The following is a 15,587-nucleotide window of genomic DNA, read 5'->3' on the forward strand; positions in this document are numbered from 1 at the left end:
AGCTAAGTCCATGGGTATGCAGGGTTTCTCGGTCGCCGCGGATGCGGCCGGCGTGGCGGGGTGCGGCGACTGGCAGGTCCAGGCCGACGGGCTCGAACATGCGCGCACAGGCTACTTCATCGCCCGGCACGAGATCGCAAAGCGTCGGTCCGACGGGCTGTGGATGTGGCCGGTTCACATGATGGAGAAGGACTGGGTCGCGGAAGACGCATTCGCTGCCGCCTTCCGTCTGGCGCTGGCCGCCTACGGCATCGCCGCCGACGCGATGCTCGACCGCTCCTTCCGCGAGCACGAAGCCGGCTTCGACGAACCGGCCGACGACGTGCCCGTGCCGCGCGGACGCGTGCCGAAGACGAAGACCGGGGCGGGCAGCGAGCGGCGCCGGCGCGACGCGGCAACCGCCGTCGGCGCCAAGCCCGGCAAGACGGCGAAGCCGACGACGGCCCCGAAACGCAGCGATGCGGCCAAGACGAGGATGGTTGGGAAATGACCGAGATCGACGTGGACATGGCAGTGCATGCCATCGAGCAGGGCGTCGCCGACATCCTGGCGGCCGCGCGGGACGGCGAGGGGCGCACCTTCGTCGACGCGAACCGCGAGCGGCTGATCACCGAGATGCGGCGCCTCACCGACGAACTCGCTCGCCTTCGCGAACCGGTCGGCGTCGTCGGGCTGCGCATGTCGGCGATCGCTCCGCCGCGTCCGCGGCCGGTCACGCCGGCGGCTCCTGCCGCCTTCAGGCGGACGAAGAGCGGAGGGCGCGCGAGCGCCAGGACCCATGCGGGCTGAGGCGCGGACATCCGAAACGCCGGCGGCGCTGCGGCGCCCGTCGGTGGTGGCCAAGGCCTCGCCGGAGCGGCGCAAGCTGTCGTTCGACCTTGACCGCGCCGCGGTCCTGCGTGCCGCGTGGCGGCGCTACCGCTTCGCCTACGGCAACGAGGACGGGTTCTTTCCCGATCTTTTCGCCGCGGTGCTGGAGCGGGAATGGGCCGTTCTTCGTTTTCAGCGCGAACACGGGGCCGAACAGGCCCGGCGCGATGGGGAGGCGGCGGCGCGCCAGGCGCGCGAGCCGCGTCGCTTCATGGGCGCGCCGGTCCCTCCAGCCTTGGCGCGGGCATCTCGGAACACCATATCAAGATCATGAAAGAACTGGAAAAATTCGGGATGCTGCCGGCTGATGACGAGCCGGCGAAGGCGTCGCGGGGGCCGAGCTTCCGCAACGGCTGGCAGGTGCTGCCGCTCGATGGCGCCTTCGAATTCTCCTACCTCGATGCCGCCGGTGCGCCGAGCCTTCGCAAGCTCGTCGCGCACGAGCTGAAGATCGGTCCGGGCAAGACGCTCCTCGGCGGCACGGACGTGCATCAGGGCGCTTATCGCGGCTTCCGGGCCGACCGCATCAACGTGATCGAGGACGTCGAGAGCGGCGAGACGGTCGATCGCAACGTGCTCGACTGGTTGCTTCGCAAGGCGATGCGCCAGGATCGCGAGCGTCGTCGGACGGAAGCCGCGGCGGCCCGCGTGGCCTTCGCGTCTCGTCCGACGACCGCCGCAGCCAGCTGACGCCGCGGCGGTCGCGCCCATGCTCGTCTACGGCGATCATCGCCGCGACGCCTCCTTGCCCGACCTTCTCGCGCAGATCGCGAATGGAGCGGCCAAGCTCGAAGGCCGCGCCGGCCTGAGCTGGCACGGCGCCTGCTTCGACCTTCTGCGTCTCGTGTCCGAGCTCCTCCAGGGCTGGGCCGACGCCGAGCGGGAGCGTCGAGGCATCGACGAGACGAGCCCGGGTCAGGATCGTATCGCGGCCGCGGCCGTGGAGGTCGCCCGCGCGCTCGACCGCAGCTGGCGGTCCGGCTTCGCCGATCAGCCGCTGCCCGACCTTTCGATGCTGGCCGGGCTCGACGCCCTCGATCCGCCCGCGGCGCTGACGCTGCGCGGCGGCGAGGGCTTCGACTTCTATGCCGTTTATCCCGAACTCTACCTGTCCGCCGCGCGCCGCCTGCCGTCGGGCGCCGTCGTCATCGGCCTGCGCTCGATCGGCGCCGCGTTGGCGCCGCTCGTCGCCGCGGCCTCGTCGGCGCGCCTTGTCGTGACGCTGCGGCCCGTCGGCCACCCCTTTCAGCGACGCGTCGAGGTCGGTCCTGACCTACGCGCGCGCCTTCTCGCCGATCCGCGGGCCGTCGTTGCCATCGTCGACGAGGGGCCCGGCCTCTCCGGCAGCTCCTTCGGCGGCGTGGCCGACTGGCTGGAAGCGGAAGGCGTGCCGCGCGACCGGATCGTCTTCATGCCAAGCCACGGCGGCGAGCCGGGGCGCGAGGCCAGCGCGGAGCATCGCGCCCGATGGCAGGGCGCGCGGCGCCTTCACGCGCCCTTCGAGGACGTGATCCTCGCCGGAACCGGCGAAGGCGAGGGTACGCCGCTTGCGCGCTGGTTCGCCGATCTGTCGGGCGAGGTGTGCGAGCCGGAGCTGCAAGACCTGTCCGGCGGGCTGTGGCGCGGCTTCTCGCCATGGGTCGACGCGCCGGTCGATCCGGGACGCGAAGCGCGCAAGTACCGGCTGGAAGCCGGGGAGGGAGCCGTCCTTCTGAAGTTCGTCGGCTTCGGTCCCGACGCCGAGGCGAAGTTCGAGCGTGCGCGGGCGCTTTTCGACGCCGGCTTCTCGCCCGAGCCGCTCGCGCTGCGGCACGGCTTCCTTGCAGAGCGCTGGGTGGAGGGGGCGCGCTGGACGCCGCAGCCGGCCGAGGCCGCCGACCATCTCGCGCGCTATCTCGGCTTCCGGTCACGAACCTTTCCGGCGGACCGCGCCGGCGCCGATCTCGTCACGCTCGCCGAGATGGCGCGCTACAACCTCGGCCAGTGCATCGGCACCGATGCCGCCGCGGCGCTGCTCGGCGAATGGACCGAGGCGCGCATCGCCGATCTCCAGGCGCTGGTGCGGCCGGTCTTCGTCGACGCCCGTCTACACCCTTGGGAATGGATCGCGACGCCGCGCGGGGTGGTGAAGACCGACGCGGTCGATCACGCGCGCGCTCATGATCTTGTCGGCTGCCAGGACATCGCCTGGGACGTGGCGGGCGCATCGGTCGAGTTCGGGCTCGATCCAGAGGAAACGGTGGAGCTCGGCGACTGCGTGTCCGGCCGAGGCGCGCGGGAGCTGATCCGCTTCATGCGCCTCGCCTATCTCGGCTTCCAGGCCGGCTGGTGGAGCTACGCGTCCGGCGAGGGCGCGCCCGCGCGTCGCGAGTTCTACGTGGCCGAGGCGCGCGCATGCGCGTGGAACGGCTGAGCTGGCCGTCAAGCTTGCAGCCAGCTCCTTCCGGCTATTCTGCGCAGCGAGCGTCCGGCTTGGCCGATGGCGCCGAGACGAAGCCGACAGGGTGCCCGATGCGCCAGATCCATATTGCCGAAGGCTTGACCATGCGCTTTCCCGGTCGGGACGGCGAGTTCGACGAGGGCGTCGAAGTGGGGCTCGTCGCCGCGCTGATGAGCGTCGGACGCGACGAGATCAGCTGCCGCGTCTCGGCTGCCAGCCGAGACCAGCTCGTCGCGGTTGCAGCCGAGTTCAATTATCGGCTCGGCACCCAGAACCGGGACGGCGATTGGGAGGACTTGACCTTCCTGTCGGCCCGTCGGCGATCGAAGCCGCGGCTCGCGTTCTCGCGGGCGGAGGCCGCCGGCTGATCGACCGTCGGGTTGATCGTCAGTCGACCGTTTCAACTTCGCTTTCCTATGCTAAGACACGCCCCAGTCGAGCTTCAGACGAGTCACCGCACGGCTCATCTCGAGTTCACCTGATCTCGCTGCGGAAGCTCCGGCTCCGCGCGTCGTGCTTCGTGAGGGAGGATAGAATGTTCAAGAGCTTTGGCCGCTGGGTTGCGGCGGGAGTCGTGTGTTCGTTGCTGGGAGCCGGCGGTCTGGCTTCGGTGTCGGGCGCGGCGCTGGCGCAGGCGCAGCTCCAGGAGATGAAGATCACGGCGCCGGCCGCCGCTGGCGGCGGCTGGGACTCCACCGCGCGTGCCCTTCAGCAGGCCATGACCGAAGCGGGCGTCGTCACCTCCGTCCAGGTGGTCAACGTTCCCGGTGCCGCCGGCACCGTCGGCCTCGCCCAGTTCGTCAACGAGGCGCGCGGACGCGGCGACCAGCTGCTGGTGTCGGGCTTCGTCATGGTGGGCGGCATCCTCACCAACGGTTCGCCCGTCACCCTCGACCAGGTCACGCCCATCGCCCGCCTCACCGGTGAGCCGCTGGTGATCGTGGTTCCCAAGGACTCGCCCATCCAGTCGGTCCAGGACCTGTCGGCCGCCATCAAGCAGGACGTCGCCTCGGCCACCTGGGCCGGCGGATCGGCCGGCGGCGCCGACCATATCCTGGCCGGCCTGTTCACCCAGGCCGCGGGCGGCGACGCCTCCAAGGTCAACTACGTCGCCTTCTCCGGCGGCGGCGAGGCGCTCGCCGCCATGCTCGGCGGCCGCGTGACCGCGGGCGTCTCGGGCTACAGCGAGTTCGAAGGGCAGATCCAGTCGGGCGAACTGCGCGCGCTGGCCATCTCCACCGCCGAGCGCCTGCCGAACGTCGACGTGCCGACCCTCAAGGAGCAGGGCGTCGACATCGACGTGGTCAACTGGCGCGGTGTCATGGCCGGCCCGGATCTGTCGGACGAGGACAAGCAGAAGCTCTCGGCCGCCGTCGAGACGACGGTGAAGTCGCCGCAGTGGCAGGAGCTCCTGAAGGCCCGCGGCTGGACCGACTTCTACCAGCCGGCCGACGAGTTCGCGGGCTTCCTGAAGGAAGAGAACACCCGCATCGAGGGCATCCTCAAGACCATCGGACTCGTCCAGTAAGGTCGCCCTCAGCGACCTGACTCAAGGCCCTGGGCCGCCCCGCCGATCTCGATAGCGATCGTGCCGGGCGGCCTTTTTTCGACTTCTCCGGAGAACATCGTCATGTCGAACCTGTCCGGCCGGCGGGTGGACCGCCCGGCGATCATCGTCGGCGTCGTGCTGCTCGCGGCAGCGGCGGTCGTCGCCTACGATGCGAACAACATCCATGCCGGCTTCACCTACGGCATCAGCCCCTCGGCCGTGCCCTTCGTGATCGCCGCCTTCCTCGCCGTGCTCGGCGTCGGCCACTTCGTCGCGGCCTTCAAGGAAGGTCTGCCGACCCCCGACGAGGCCGACTGGGGCGCCGTCGGTCTGATGAGCGCGGGGCTCTTCGGCCTCATCGCCTCGATCGCCTTCGGCGGCGGGTTCATCCTCGGTTCGACGATCCTCTTCGCCCTCACGGCCCGATCCTTCGGTCGAAAGGCGCTGATCGCCGACATCGCCATCGGCTTCGTGCTCGGCCTGTTCATCTACATACTGTTCAACCGCCTGCTCGGCCTCGGCCTCCCGTCGGGCCGCATCGAGCGCGGCGTACTCATCGGCTTGGACGGCGTCGTCGGCTGGGTCTCCGGCCTCTTCGGGTCGAGCGCGCAGTAAAAGGGGCGATCGCAATGGATTCACTTCTCGCCCTTGGCAGCGGCTTCCTCGTCGCGCTCGAGCCGATCAACCTTCTCTTCGCCGCCATCGGCGTCGTGCTCGGCACGGCGGTCGGCGTGCTGCCCGGCATCGGCCCGGCGCTCACCGTGGCGCTGCTCCTGCCCGTCACCTTCCGCCTCGATCCCGGCGGCTCCATCATCATGTTCGCCGGCATCTACTACGGCGGCATGTACGGCGGCTCGACCACCGCGATCCTCCTGAACACGCCGGGCGAGAGCGCTTCGGTCGTGACGGCGCTCGAGGGCAACAAGATGGCCCGCGCGGGCCGGGGCGGCCCGGCGCTCGCCACGGCCGCGATCGGCTCGTTCGTGGCCGGTACGCTGGCGACGATCGGCCTCGCCTTCCTGGCGCCGTGGCTGGTGCGCGTCGCCGTGAACTTCGGGCCCTGGGACTACTTCGCCCTGATGGTGCTGGCCTTCGTCACGGTGTCGGCGACGTTCGGCTCCTCGCCGTTGCGCGGTCTCACCAGCCTCGCCTTCGGCCTCGTCCTCGGCGTCATCGGCATCGACCAGCTGACCGGCAAGGCGCGTCTGACCTTCGGCGTGCCGGAGCTCCTCGACGGCATCGAGGTGACGACGCTGGCCGTCGGCCTCTTCGCCATCGGCGAGGCGATCTACGTCGTGTCGCGCCACCTCCACGCGCCGGAAAAGCCGATCCCCGTGAAGGGCTCGCTCTGGATGACGAAGGAGGATTGGAAGCGCTCCTGGAAGCCCTGGCTGCGCGGCTTCGGCTTCGGCTTCCCGATCGGCGCGCTGCCCGCGGGCGGCGCCGAAATCCCGACCTTCCTGTCCTACACGACCGAGCGCCGCCTCTCGAAGCACCCGGAAGAGTTCGGCAGGGGCGCCATCGAGGGCGTCGCCGGGCCCGAGGCCGCCAACAACGCGTCCGCCGCCGGCACGCTGGTGCCGCTGCTGACGCTCGGTCTGCCGACTTCGGCGACCGCCGCGATCCTTCTCGCCGGCTTCCAGCAATACGGCCTTCAGCCGGGGCCGCTCCTCTTCGCGCAGGCGCCGGACGTCGTGTGGGGCCTCATCGCCTCGCTGTTCATCGCCAACACGATGCTGATCATCCTGAACCTGCCGCTGATCGGAATCTGGGTGCGGCTCCTCGCGGTGCCGCTGCCGTGGCTTTATGCCGGCATCCTGGTCTTCGCGGCCATGGGCACGATCGCGGCGAACCCGTCGCCGGTCGAGCTGATCATGCTGGTGATCTTCGGCTTCATCGGCTTCCTGATGCGCCGCTACGACTACCCCATCGCGCCGGCGGTCGTCGGTCTGATCCTCGGGCCGATGGCCGACAACCAGCTGCGGCGCGCGCTGCAGATCAGCCTCGGCGACCCGATGATCCTCCTGGAGAACCCGGGCTCGGCGACGCTGCTCGCCATCGCCGCGCTCGCCCTGATCCTCCCCTTCGCCACGAAGCAGCTGCGCAAGTTCAAGGCCGAGGAGGACTGAGCCGGTCGTCGGCTGGGTCAATCGGCGGGCAACGAAAAGGCCGGGCGCCCACGAGGCGCCCGGCCTTTCTGCATTCGTCGACCGTGCCTGATCAGGCTGGCAGGCCCGGCAGGATCTTGTCCAACGTCATCGGATAGTCGCGCACGCGCACGCCGCAGGCGTTGTAGACCGCGTTGGTGACGGCCGCGCCGACACCGCAGATGGCGAGTTCCCCGATGCCCTTGCCGGCGAGCGGGCTCGCGATCCGGTCGCGCTCGGGCAGAAGCACCACTTCGAGCTGCGGCACGTCAGCGTTGACCGGCACGTGGTATTCCGCGAGGTCGTGGTTGACGAGGAGCCCCGTCCGCGTGTCGACGACGAGCTCCTCGGTCAGGGCCGAGCCGATGCCGAAGATCTGGCCGCCGTAGCACTGCGAGGTCGCGGTCTTCTCGTTGAGGATGCGCCCCGCCGCCGCGACGGTGAGAAGGCGCCGCACCCGCGTCTCGCCGGTCACCGCGTTGACGGCCACCTCGCAGAAGTGCGCGCCGTAGCTCGCCTGGTGCGTGTCCTTGAAGGTGCGACCCGGCTTGAAGGTGCCGGTGACGGTGATCGTCTCGCCCTTCAGGATCTCGGCGAGCGGCGTCTGCTTGTTGTGCGCGATCGCCGTCCCGTCCTTCATCGTCACCTCGTCCGGCTTCACGCCGAGCTTCTCGGCGATCTTGGCGACGACGCCTTCGGCCGCGACGAAGACCGACGAGCCGGCCGAGTTCGCGCCCCACGATCCGCCGGAGCCCGGAGCCTGCGGCAGGTCGGAATCACCGAGCTTCACGATGACCTGCTCGCGCGGCAGCCCGAGGATTTCGGCGGCGATCTGCTGGAGGATCGTGTAGGTGCCGGTGCCGATGTCGGTCATGTCGGTCGACACGACGCAGCGCCCGTCGGAGCTGAGGCTGATCGCGGCAGAGGATTGCTGCAAGAGGTTCTTGCGCGAGGCCGCGGCCATGCCCATGCCGATCAGCCACTCGCCTTCCCGACGCGAGGCCGGCGCCTTCGGCCGGTTCGCCCAGTCGAAGCGCTTGGCCCCTTCCTCCATGCACTGAACGAGCGAGCGCGAGGAGAAGGGCTTGCCGTCCTGCGGGTCGACCTCCGGTTCGTTGCGGCGGCGGAATTCGATCGGATCGAGCCCGAGCTTCTCCGCCATCTCGTCCATGGCGTTTTCCAGCGCCAGCATGCCGACGGCCTCGCCGGGCGCCCGCATCGACGAGGAGAGGAGCAGGTTCAGCTCGGCGAGCTTGTGGGTGATCTGCCGGTTCTCGCCGGCGTAAAGGAACACCGTCGAGATGCCGGTCGGCTCAAAGAACTCGTCGCCCGGCGAGTTCGAAGTGATCGTATCGTGGGCAAGCGCCGTGATGCGTCCGTCGCGGGTGGTGCCGAGACGCAGGCGCTGAATCGTATCCGAGCGGCGCGAGGTCGCCTGGTAGACCTGCTGGCGGGTGAGGGCGATCTTCACCGGCCGCCCGAGCTGCCGGGCGGCGATGGCCGCGAAGACGGATTCCGGCCCGATGCCGAGCTTTCCGCCGAAGCCGCCGCCGATATAGGGGTTCAGCATCCGGACCTTGGACTTCGGGATGCCGAGCGTCTTCGCGAGCTGGCCGACATTGGTCGAGACGAGCTGGTAGCAGCCGAAGATGGTCAGCTCGTCGCCGTCCCACTTGGCGGTGGCCGCGTGCGGCTCCATCGCCGAATGGCTCTGGCTCGGCGTCGTGTAGGTGACGTCGAGCGTCACCTCGGCATTGGCGTAGGCCGTGTCGAAGTCGCCCTTCGTCACCTCCGCCTGCATGGCGCCGTTCTGCGCCTTGTGGGCGCGGTCGCGATTGGCGAGGAGGTCGTACTGCCCCTCCTTCGTCTCCACGTCGACCTTCACGAGGCGGGCGGCGTCGCGCGCCTGCTCGTAGGTCTCGGCGACGACGACGCAGATCGGCTGGCCGAAATGGACCACCTCGCCCTTGATCGCGGCGGGGCGCTGGTCGTTCGGGTCGGCCGAGGCGCGGGGGCCGTTGTCGTCGTGGATCACCGCCAGGACGCCGGGCGCCTTTTCCGCGGCCGAGGTGTCGACCGAGCGGATCGTGCCCGCGCCCGTGCCGGACAGAACGAGGTAGCCGAAGGCGACGTCCGGGTCGCCGGCGAGGTTCTCGTAGGCGTACGGGGCGCGGCCGGAAACCTTGAGCGGTCCCTCGAAGCGGTCGAGCGGCTTGCCGATGAGGCCTTGCGCCGCGGTGTCGAGCCGGGTCTCGCCGACGGGCTCGTCCATCTTAAAAACGGTCTGGTCGTCCATCACGCGGCTACTCCCGTGGCTTCGCGTAAGACGGCGGGCAGCACCCGGCGCATCAGCGGGATCTTGAAGTCGTTCTCGCCGTGCCCCTTGGCCTCAGTGAGGAGGATGTCGGCGGCCTTGGCGAAGAGCGCGGCGCTCGGCGCCTCGCCGATCAGCGCTTCTTCGACGCGGGCGTCGCGCCAGGGCATGGTGCCGATGCCGCCGAAGGCGAGGCGGATGGTTTCCATCCGGCCGTTCTCGACACCGATCACGGCGGCGACCGAGACGAGGGCAAAGGCGTAGGACGCCCGGTCGCGCACCTTTCGGTAGATGTGCGTGCCGCCGAGGGGCTTGGGCAGGCGGACCGCGGTGATCAGCTCGCCGGCCTCCAGGTTGGTGTCGCGCTCGGGCGTGTCGCCGGGCAGGCGGTAGAGCTCGGGCAGCGTCAGTCGGCGCGTCGAGCCGTCGCTCTTCAGCGTCTCGACCTCGGCGTCGAGCGCCCGCATCGCCACCGCCATGTCGGAGGGGTGCGAGGCGATGCATTTGTCGGAGGTGCCGAGGATCGCGAGGATGCGGTTGAAGCCGTTCATCGCGTCGCAGCCCGAGCCCGGCTCGCGCTTGTTGCAGCGCGCGTTCGTCTCGTAGAAGTAGCTGCAGCGCGTGCGCTGCAGGAAGTTTCCGCCGGTCGTCGCCTTGTTGCGCAGCTGGCCGGAGGCGCCGGCGAGAAGGGCACGCGACAGAACCTCGTAGTCGCGGCGCACGCGCTCGTCGGCGGCGAGGTCGGAATTCGTGACCAGCGCGCCGATCGACAGGCCGCCATCGGCCTCCGCGATCTCCTTCAGCGGCAGACGGGTGATGTCGACCAGGGTCTCCGGCGTCTCCACCTGGATCTTCATCAGGTCGAGGAGGTTGGTACCGCCGGCGATGAAGCGGGCATGGGCTCGCGACGCGATGGCCGCGGCTGCCTTGGGATCGCTGGCGCGCTCGTAGGCGAAGGACTTCATACCGCGCCCTTTCCGGTGGTGCCGACCTGCCGGATGGCGTCGACGATGTTGGGATAGGCCGAGCAGCGGCAGAGATTGCCGCTCATGCGTTCGGAGATTTCCTCGTTGGAGAGGTCCGCGCCGCCATGAGCGATGTCGCCGGTGACGTGGCTCGGCCAGCCGTCCTTGACCTCGCCGAGCATGCCGACGGCCGAGACGATCTGGCCCGGCGTGCAGTAGCCGCACTGGTAGCCGTCATGATGCAGGAAGCTTTCCTGCATGGGATGCAGGTTGCCCGGTTCGCCCAGGCCCTCGATCGTGGTGATCTCGTCGCCCTCGTGCATGACGGCGAGGGTCAGGCAGGAATTGACGCGGCGCCCGTTGATGAGGACCGTGCAGGCGCCGCATTGACCGTGGTCGCAGCCCTTCTTCGAGCCGGTGAGGCCTAGATGGTCGCGCAGCGCGTCGAGGATCGTCGTGCGGATGTCGACGTCGAGCTTGTGCTCGGCGCCGTTGACGGTGAGCGTTATCACGCGAAACCCTTTCGTCGGCGATCGAAGCATGGCGCCTGTCGGCGGCCCAGCTTCGAACCATTCCAAATCGAAAGGGGTAATGGGCAGCCGGCGATTTGGTTCGCCGGCCCCGATGCGTCCGTGCCGAACGCGGTCGTCAGCCTACCGGAAGACCACCGTCTTGTGGCCGTTCAGCATGACGCGGCCTTCCAGGTGGTACTTCACGGCGCGGGCGAGGACGCGCGATTCCACGTCGCGGCCGACCGCCACCAGGTCGTCCGCGTCCATCGCGTGCGTCACGCGCTCGGTTTCCTGCTCGATGATCGGGCCCTCGTCGAGGTCGCTCGTCACGTAGTGGGCCGTCGCGCCGATCAGCTTCACGCCGCGGGCATGGGCCTGGTGGTAGGGCTTGGCGCCCTTGAAGCTCGGCAGGAACGAGTGGTGGATGTTGATGATCTTGCCCGACAGGCGCTTCGACAGGTTCTCCGACAGGACCTGCATGTAGCGGGCGAGAACCACGAGATCGACGTCCTCGTCGCGCACTAGCGCGAGGAGCTTCCCCTCCTGCTCGGCCTTGGTCTCGGCGGTGACGGGCCAGTAATGGAAGGGGATCCCCTCCATCTCCGCGGTGCGCCGGCTGTCGGGATGGTTGGAGACGATCGCCACCACGTCCGCGTTCAGCCAGCCCGCGCGGACCTGGTAGAGGAGGTGGAGAAGGGCGTGGTCGAACTTCGACACCATCAGGACGACGCGCGGCCGGCGGGCGAGATCGGCGATCGAAAGCTTCATGTCGAAGCGACTGGCGACGGGCTGGAGCTGGCGCTCGAAGGCGTCGCGGCTCTTGGTCTCCGACGCGTTGAAGGCGATGCGCAGGAAGAAGCGGCCGGTCTGTCGGTCCCAGAACTGGGCGCTCTCGGCGATGTTGGCGCCGCCCTCGAACAGCTCCGTCGTGACCGCGGCGACGATGCCGGGCTGGTCCGCGCAGGACAGGGTGAGGACGAAGCTGTTCTCGGACATCGCTGGGGCTCCCGCTCGCAGGTTGCGGCGCGAACCATCGAGCCGGCGCCGCGCCGGGTCTTGCCCATGCGCGACATGGCCGGTCAAGCCGTGTCAGCGCGCGGGCGGCCGCATCTGCTCGCGCGCCCGGTCGGCGAGGGCCGGGACGAAGGTCTTGGCCGCGCAGGTGCGCGTCGCGGCGACCACGCTCTGCTCCGACAGATCGTCCTGGCCGATCGGGCAGACCTCGGCGGCGAGGTTCGTGTCGACGACGACGGTGAGCGGCACGTCCGAGATGCCGACCTCCAGCGCGGACGCGACCTCGTTCTTTACGCCCCAATCGCCGAGCGACACCTCGACCATCCGCTCGTCCACGGGCGTCTCCACGAGAGACCCGTCCTCGCGATCGGCCGCCAGCGGGTCGTCGGCGGGAGGGGCGCTCGGGGCAGCGGGCGCCGGCTCGGTCGGAGATGCCGGCGCCGCGGGAGCGGCCTGCGGCGCCTGCGCCCCCGCCGAGGCAGGCAGAAGGGCGAGCGCGAGAACAGCGGCGAGAAGGGCACGGTCATGCGGCATGAGACGGCGGGCCTCGTTGTGCGGTGCGGTCGAAGAAAGAGCGCCGCGGCCCGATTTCAATCCGCACGCCGTCGCGGGCTCGGCCATTCGGCCTTTCTTGCTCCCGACGGCCGTGGCAGTGTCGCGGCATGGCAGCGATTCGACCGACCCATACCGACGCGCTCGTCGTCGTCGATGTCCAGAACGATTTCTGCGAGGGCGGACCGCTCGCCGTGCCGGACGGCTCGGCCGTGGTGCCGCTCCTCAACGCGCTCGGCCGCCGCTTTCCCGTCGTCGTCCTGACGCAGGACTGGCACACGCCCGGCCACGTGTCCTTCGCGACAAGCCATGGCCGCGATGCCTTCGGCACGATCGAGCTCGGCTACGGCACGCAGGTGCTCTGGCCGGACCACTGCGTCCAAGGCTCGGCCGGTGCCGACTTTCACGCCGATCTCGACCTGCCGCATGCCCAGATGATCGTTCGCAAGGGCTTCCACGCCGACGTCGACAGCTATTCGGCCTTCCGCGAGGCGGACCGGACGACGGCGACGGGCCTCAAGGGCTATCTGGCCGAACGCGGCGTGTCGCGCGTCTTCGTGGCGGGCCTCGCCACCGACTTCTGCGTCCTGTGGACGGCGCTCGACGCGCGGCAGGCCGGGTTCGACGTCGTGGTCATCGAGGATGCCTGCCGCGCCATCGACATGAACGGCTCGCTGGACGCTGCCTTCGCCGCGATGGACGAAGCCGGCGTCGCTCGGGTGCGGGCGGCCGACATCGAGGCGCACGAGCCGGCCTGATCGCCGCAGCGCCCGTACCGGCGCTGGAGCCAAGCGCCTGCGCATCCTATCTGAGGACGCGAACAGGAATCGGCGGCGGATGGCCGCCTCGATTCCGAGAAGGAGGTCCGTTCATGGATGCCAAGACCTATCCGGTGAGCCACACCGAAGCCGAGTGGCGCGAGATCCTGACGCCCGAGCAGTACTATATCATGCGCGAGCACGGGACCGAGCGTCCGGGCAGCTGCGCGCTCCTCCACGAGAAGCGCCAGGGCAGCTTCACCTGCGCTGGCTGCGGGCAGGAGCTGTTCGAATCCAGCCTGAAGTTCGAGAGCGGCACCGGCTGGCCGAGCTTCAACGACCCCGTTCCGGGCTCCGTCGAGACCACCACCGACCGCTCGTTCGGCATGGTCCGCACGGAGGTCCACTGCGCCCGCTGCGGCAGCCATCTCGGCCACGTCTTTCCTGACGGTCCGCCGCCCACCGGGCTTCGCTACTGCATCAACGGCGTGGCGATGAACTTCGAGCCGAAGGCGGCCGGCTGACCGCCGGCTCGCGACAAGCGGCGCTGCCCCCGCCGGATGAATAGCCGACGTATCTCCCCGTGAGGGGAGGTCGCGTCGGGAAGAGGTGCGGGCCGGATCCGCGATCGAGGCCGGCGCCCTAAAAGTCGCCGAGGCTCAGCTGATTCTTCGCCCGGACCGGCACGGGCGGCTTGCCTGCGAGGCGCCGGAGCGCGCGCAGGGGCTCCTTCGGCTGGGTGCCCACCCCGCGGTCGGCCCGGTCGAGGGCCTTGTCGCGGGCCTGCGCCTCCGGCGTGGCGGGATCGTCGGTCAACCACTTGCCGCGCTTGATCACTTCGTTGACGCGACCCTGGTTGACGCCGAGCTGGAAGGCGATCTCCTGCTGGGTCATCTTGGTCGTCGCGTGCATGTCGAGAATGGCGCGCGCGAGATCGGGCGTCATCTTGCGGCCGCTGATCCGCCGGGCCGGGGCGATCGAGCGCTTGGCCCGGTCGCGCTCGCGCAGGCGCTCCAGGATCGCGAGGGCATAGTGCATGTTCTGCTCGCGCAGCGCGTCCTCGAATTCCTTCAGCGTCGTCACGACTCGCTCCCGCTTGCTCGCAACCTTCCCTAAGGTTCCCGATTCATTCTGGTGGTTTCGCGCCGAAGATCAAGGCGCTGCAGGACTTTGCGTCAGATGAAGTGTTCCAGCCGCACCTGACGCTCGGCCGCGAGGTTGCCGATGCGATAGGCGAGTGGGATGATCCGCGGGTCGTCCATGATCCGGAGCCGCCGCAGCTCGGCGGGCGAGACCGCGAGATCCAGCTCCGACCTCAGCCAGTCGGCTTCCAGCCGGACATCGTAGCGCACGTGCCGGAAGAGCGGGCCGCCCGGCAGGGGCAGGCCCGACATGGCGCCGACCTCCGCGTTGATCGTCCAAGGCGTCGGCGTTTCGCCGAGCGCCTGCATCAGCCCGACGGTCAGGAACTGCGTGTCCATCACGAGGCCGAACAGCGCGCGGAAGGCGAGGCCGATGGCGCTGAGCCGGCGGTTGTCGCGACCGGTCATTCGGTTGCGGAAGAGCCCCGTGCCGACCGAGACGATGGTCAGCCGCTCGGGCCCGACCGGCCAGTCCAACCCGTGCTGCGGCAGCGTCGCCAGGAGGAAGAGGTAGAGCGCCGGGTTGTTGAAGGGCGAGACACCCCCGTCGATGAAGAGCCCCTCCGTCCCGTCGCCGTCCACCGCGATCAGTTCGGGGTCGAAATAATGCGGCGCCGCCGCGCTCGCGCGGATCAGCCGCGTCAGCTCGAAGGCGCGGGTGCCCCCGTGGTCCGAACCCTCCGCGCCGTTCCAGAAGCGGCTGCACGGATTGTTCGAGACGATCCAGGGGCTCGCCGTGTCCATCCGCTTCATGACGAGGCAGAAGCCCGTGCGCAGGTCCTCCGAGTCGAGCCGGCGGTCGCCGAGGCGCGCGTCCAGCGCGGCCTGGAGGCTCGACGCGTCGAACTTCGCCTGCAGACCCTTCACCCGCCAGAAGGACCGCTTGAACACCTGCGGCGCGAGCGTCTCGTAGAAGGCGCGCACCTGCGAGGCGCTCAAGCCCAGCGCCAGACCGCTGCCGATGATCGCGCCCGTCGACGCGCCCCCGACGAGGTCGAAATGCTCGTGGAGCCGCACCGAGCGATGCCGGCGGCGGGCGAGGAGATCCTCCATGCGCTCCAGGAAGGCGAGGGAGATGATCCCGCGCACGCCGCCGCCGTCGAGCGACAGGATGCGCTTCGGTCCCGGCCCGAAAAGGTGCCGGTCGCGCGCCGAAGGCTCGGGCGGCCCGAACGGCGCCGGTTCGTCGTCGCTCGCCATGCCCACCGTCCGCCTCGATCCGTTCCGCGCTCCGCTTGCCCCATGCCGCCGACGCCTGACAAGAGCGACGGGCATCGAATGCCGGCTCGACGCGACGGTCAGGCTCGACCATAGAAGCGGGCCG

Annotated in this window: 18 protein-coding genes; 11 read left to right on the top strand and 7 right to left on the bottom strand. The window is 69.6% G+C overall.

The genetic code is table 11. The features are described 5' to 3' along the window. Positions 1-10 precede the first annotated feature (10 nt). The 9 genes from FZN60_RS16750 to FZN60_RS16790 all read left to right on the top strand — a co-directional run bounded on the left by FZN60_RS16750 (position 11) and on the right by FZN60_RS16790 (position 6,988). Positions 11-490, top strand: coding sequence for a hypothetical protein (locus FZN60_RS16750; RefSeq protein WP_158874646.1), 480 nt, complete (start codon positions 11-13; stop codon positions 488-490). Continuing rightward, positions 487-789, top strand: a complete 303-nt coding sequence (locus FZN60_RS16755) for a hypothetical protein (RefSeq protein WP_158874647.1) — start codon at positions 487-489, stop codon at positions 787-789. The genes FZN60_RS16750 and FZN60_RS16755 overlap by 4 nt, the downstream gene beginning before the upstream one ends. Beyond that, the gene (locus tag FZN60_RS16760; protein ID WP_158874648.1) at positions 779-1,144 is read left to right on the top strand and encodes a hypothetical protein; all 366 of its coding nucleotides are present in this window, start codon (positions 779-781) and stop codon (positions 1,142-1,144) included. The genes FZN60_RS16755 and FZN60_RS16760 overlap by 11 nt, the downstream gene beginning before the upstream one ends. A 20-nt stretch (positions 1,145-1,164) precedes the next feature. Continuing rightward, the gene (locus tag FZN60_RS16765; RefSeq protein ID WP_199266583.1) at positions 1,165-1,560 is read left to right on the top strand and encodes a hypothetical protein; all 396 of its coding nucleotides are present in this window, start codon (positions 1,165-1,167) and stop codon (positions 1,558-1,560) included. A gap of 19 nt (positions 1,561-1,579) precedes the next feature. Next, a complete protein-coding gene (locus FZN60_RS16770; protein ID WP_158874649.1) occupies positions 1,580-3,283 on the top strand; it encodes a hypothetical protein in 1,704 nt (567 codons plus the stop codon). Continuing rightward, a complete protein-coding gene (locus FZN60_RS16775) occupies positions 3,265-3,678 on the top strand; it encodes a hypothetical protein (RefSeq protein ID WP_158874650.1) in 414 nt (137 codons plus the stop codon). Before FZN60_RS16770 ends, FZN60_RS16775 begins: the two co-directional genes overlap by 19 nt. A gap of 167 nt (positions 3,679-3,845) precedes the next feature. Further along, positions 3,846-4,838 carry a Bug family tripartite tricarboxylate transporter substrate binding protein gene (locus FZN60_RS16780; RefSeq protein WP_158874651.1) on the top strand — a complete coding sequence of 331 codons (993 nt, stop codon included), beginning with the start codon at positions 3,846-3,848 and terminating at the stop codon, positions 4,836-4,838. Positions 4,839-4,940: 102 nt separating this feature from the next. After that, positions 4,941-5,474 carry a tripartite tricarboxylate transporter TctB family protein gene (locus FZN60_RS16785; RefSeq protein ID WP_158874652.1) on the top strand — a complete coding sequence of 178 codons (534 nt, stop codon included), beginning with the start codon at positions 4,941-4,943 and terminating at the stop codon, positions 5,472-5,474. A 14-nt stretch (positions 5,475-5,488) separates the two neighbouring features. Further along, complete coding sequence (locus FZN60_RS16790; RefSeq protein WP_158874653.1) at positions 5,489-6,988, top strand: tripartite tricarboxylate transporter permease; 1,500 nt, start codon at positions 5,489-5,491, stop codon at positions 6,986-6,988. 91 nt (positions 6,989-7,079) lie between these two features. On the opposite strand, the gene FZN60_RS16795 is transcribed toward FZN60_RS16790, so the two are convergent. The 5 genes from FZN60_RS16795 to FZN60_RS16815 all read right to left on the bottom strand — a co-directional run bounded on the left by FZN60_RS16795 (position 7,080) and on the right by FZN60_RS16815 (position 12,345). After that, the gene (locus tag FZN60_RS16795) at positions 7,080-9,302 is read right to left on the bottom strand and encodes a xanthine dehydrogenase family protein molybdopterin-binding subunit (protein WP_158874654.1); all 2,223 of its coding nucleotides are present in this window, start codon (positions 9,300-9,302) and stop codon (positions 7,080-7,082) included. Further along, positions 9,302-10,285: an FAD binding domain-containing protein gene (locus tag FZN60_RS16800; RefSeq protein ID WP_158874655.1), complete on the bottom strand. Its 984-nt coding sequence runs from the start codon at positions 10,283-10,285 to the stop codon at positions 9,302-9,304. The genes FZN60_RS16795 and FZN60_RS16800 overlap by 1 nt, the downstream gene beginning before the upstream one ends. After that, on the bottom strand, positions 10,282-10,827 hold the full coding sequence (locus FZN60_RS16805; protein WP_158874656.1) for a 2Fe-2S iron-sulfur cluster-binding protein: 546 nt from the start codon (positions 10,825-10,827) through the stop codon (positions 10,282-10,284). Before FZN60_RS16805 ends, FZN60_RS16800 begins: the two co-directional genes overlap by 4 nt. A 111-nt stretch (positions 10,828-10,938) precedes the next feature. Continuing rightward, a complete protein-coding gene (purU, locus tag FZN60_RS16810) occupies positions 10,939-11,793 on the bottom strand; it encodes a formyltetrahydrofolate deformylase (RefSeq protein WP_158874657.1) in 855 nt (284 codons plus the stop codon). 93 nt (positions 11,794-11,886) lie between these two features. Then, on the bottom strand, positions 11,887-12,345 hold the full coding sequence (locus FZN60_RS16815; RefSeq protein WP_158874658.1) for a hypothetical protein: 459 nt from the start codon (positions 12,343-12,345) through the stop codon (positions 11,887-11,889). Positions 12,346-12,473: 128 nt separating this feature from the next. Here FZN60_RS16815 and pncA point away from each other — a divergent pair, with 128 nt between their 5' ends. Continuing rightward, positions 12,474-13,121 (top strand): bifunctional nicotinamidase/pyrazinamidase, encoded by a 648-nt coding sequence (gene pncA / locus FZN60_RS16820; protein WP_158874659.1) that lies wholly within the window; start codon positions 12,474-12,476, stop codon positions 13,119-13,121. Positions 13,122-13,234: 113 nt separating this feature from the next. Continuing rightward, the gene (msrB, locus tag FZN60_RS16825; protein WP_158874660.1) at positions 13,235-13,645 is read left to right on the top strand and encodes a peptide-methionine (R)-S-oxide reductase MsrB; all 411 of its coding nucleotides are present in this window, start codon (positions 13,235-13,237) and stop codon (positions 13,643-13,645) included. 118 nt (positions 13,646-13,763) lie between these two features. Here the strand turns inward: msrB and FZN60_RS16830 are convergent, their stop codons facing one another. Together FZN60_RS16830 and FZN60_RS16835 are read right to left on the bottom strand one after the other, a co-directional pair. Further along, the gene (locus FZN60_RS16830) at positions 13,764-14,204 is read right to left on the bottom strand and encodes an RNA polymerase subunit sigma-70 (RefSeq protein ID WP_158874661.1); all 441 of its coding nucleotides are present in this window, start codon (positions 14,202-14,204) and stop codon (positions 13,764-13,766) included. A 92-nt stretch (positions 14,205-14,296) separates the two neighbouring features. Beyond that, positions 14,297-15,463: a patatin-like phospholipase family protein gene (locus tag FZN60_RS16835; RefSeq protein ID WP_158874662.1), complete on the bottom strand. Its 1,167-nt coding sequence runs from the start codon at positions 15,461-15,463 to the stop codon at positions 14,297-14,299. Between the last annotated feature and the right edge of the window lie 124 nt (positions 15,464-15,587).

It is taken from the genome of Antarcticirhabdus aurantiaca, assembly GCF_009765365.1.
In the GTDB taxonomy this organism is placed as follows: Bacteria; Pseudomonadota; Alphaproteobacteria; order Rhizobiales; family Rhizobiaceae; genus Antarcticirhabdus; species Antarcticirhabdus aurantiaca.

Coding starts and splice junctions, on each gene's coding strand:
- FZN60_RS16750 (WP_158874646.1), top strand. CDS start 11: ATGGGTATGCAGGGTTTCTCGGTCGCCGCGGATGCGGCCGGCGTGGCG.
- FZN60_RS16755 (WP_158874647.1), top strand. CDS start 487: ATGACCGAGATCGACGTGGACATGGCAGTGCATGCCATCGAGCAGGGC.
- FZN60_RS16760 (WP_158874648.1), top strand. CDS start 779: ATGCGGGCTGAGGCGCGGACATCCGAAACGCCGGCGGCGCTGCGGCGC.
- FZN60_RS16765 (WP_199266583.1), top strand. CDS start 1,165: ATGCTGCCGGCTGATGACGAGCCGGCGAAGGCGTCGCGGGGGCCGAGC.
- FZN60_RS16770 (WP_158874649.1), top strand. CDS start 1,580: ATGCTCGTCTACGGCGATCATCGCCGCGACGCCTCCTTGCCCGACCTT.
- FZN60_RS16775 (WP_158874650.1), top strand. CDS start 3,265: ATGCGCGTGGAACGGCTGAGCTGGCCGTCAAGCTTGCAGCCAGCTCCT.
- FZN60_RS16780 (WP_158874651.1), top strand. CDS start 3,846: ATGTTCAAGAGCTTTGGCCGCTGGGTTGCGGCGGGAGTCGTGTGTTCG.
- FZN60_RS16785 (WP_158874652.1), top strand. CDS start 4,941: ATGTCGAACCTGTCCGGCCGGCGGGTGGACCGCCCGGCGATCATCGTC.
- FZN60_RS16790 (WP_158874653.1), top strand. CDS start 5,489: ATGGATTCACTTCTCGCCCTTGGCAGCGGCTTCCTCGTCGCGCTCGAG.
- FZN60_RS16795 (WP_158874654.1), bottom strand. CDS start 9,302: ATGGACGACCAGACCGTTTTTAAGATGGACGAGCCCGTCGGCGAGACC.
- FZN60_RS16800 (WP_158874655.1), bottom strand. CDS start 10,285: ATGAAGTCCTTCGCCTACGAGCGCGCCAGCGATCCCAAGGCAGCCGCG.
- FZN60_RS16805 (WP_158874656.1), bottom strand. CDS start 10,827: ATGCTTCGATCGCCGACGAAAGGGTTTCGCGTGATAACGCTCACCGTC.
- purU (WP_158874657.1), bottom strand. CDS start 11,793: ATGTCCGAGAACAGCTTCGTCCTCACCCTGTCCTGCGCGGACCAGCCC.
- FZN60_RS16815 (WP_158874658.1), bottom strand. CDS start 12,345: ATGCCGCATGACCGTGCCCTTCTCGCCGCTGTTCTCGCGCTCGCCCTT.
- pncA (WP_158874659.1), top strand. CDS start 12,474: ATGGCAGCGATTCGACCGACCCATACCGACGCGCTCGTCGTCGTCGAT.
- msrB (WP_158874660.1), top strand. CDS start 13,235: ATGGATGCCAAGACCTATCCGGTGAGCCACACCGAAGCCGAGTGGCGC.
- FZN60_RS16835 (WP_158874662.1), bottom strand. CDS start 15,463: ATGGCGAGCGACGACGAACCGGCGCCGTTCGGGCCGCCCGAGCCTTCG.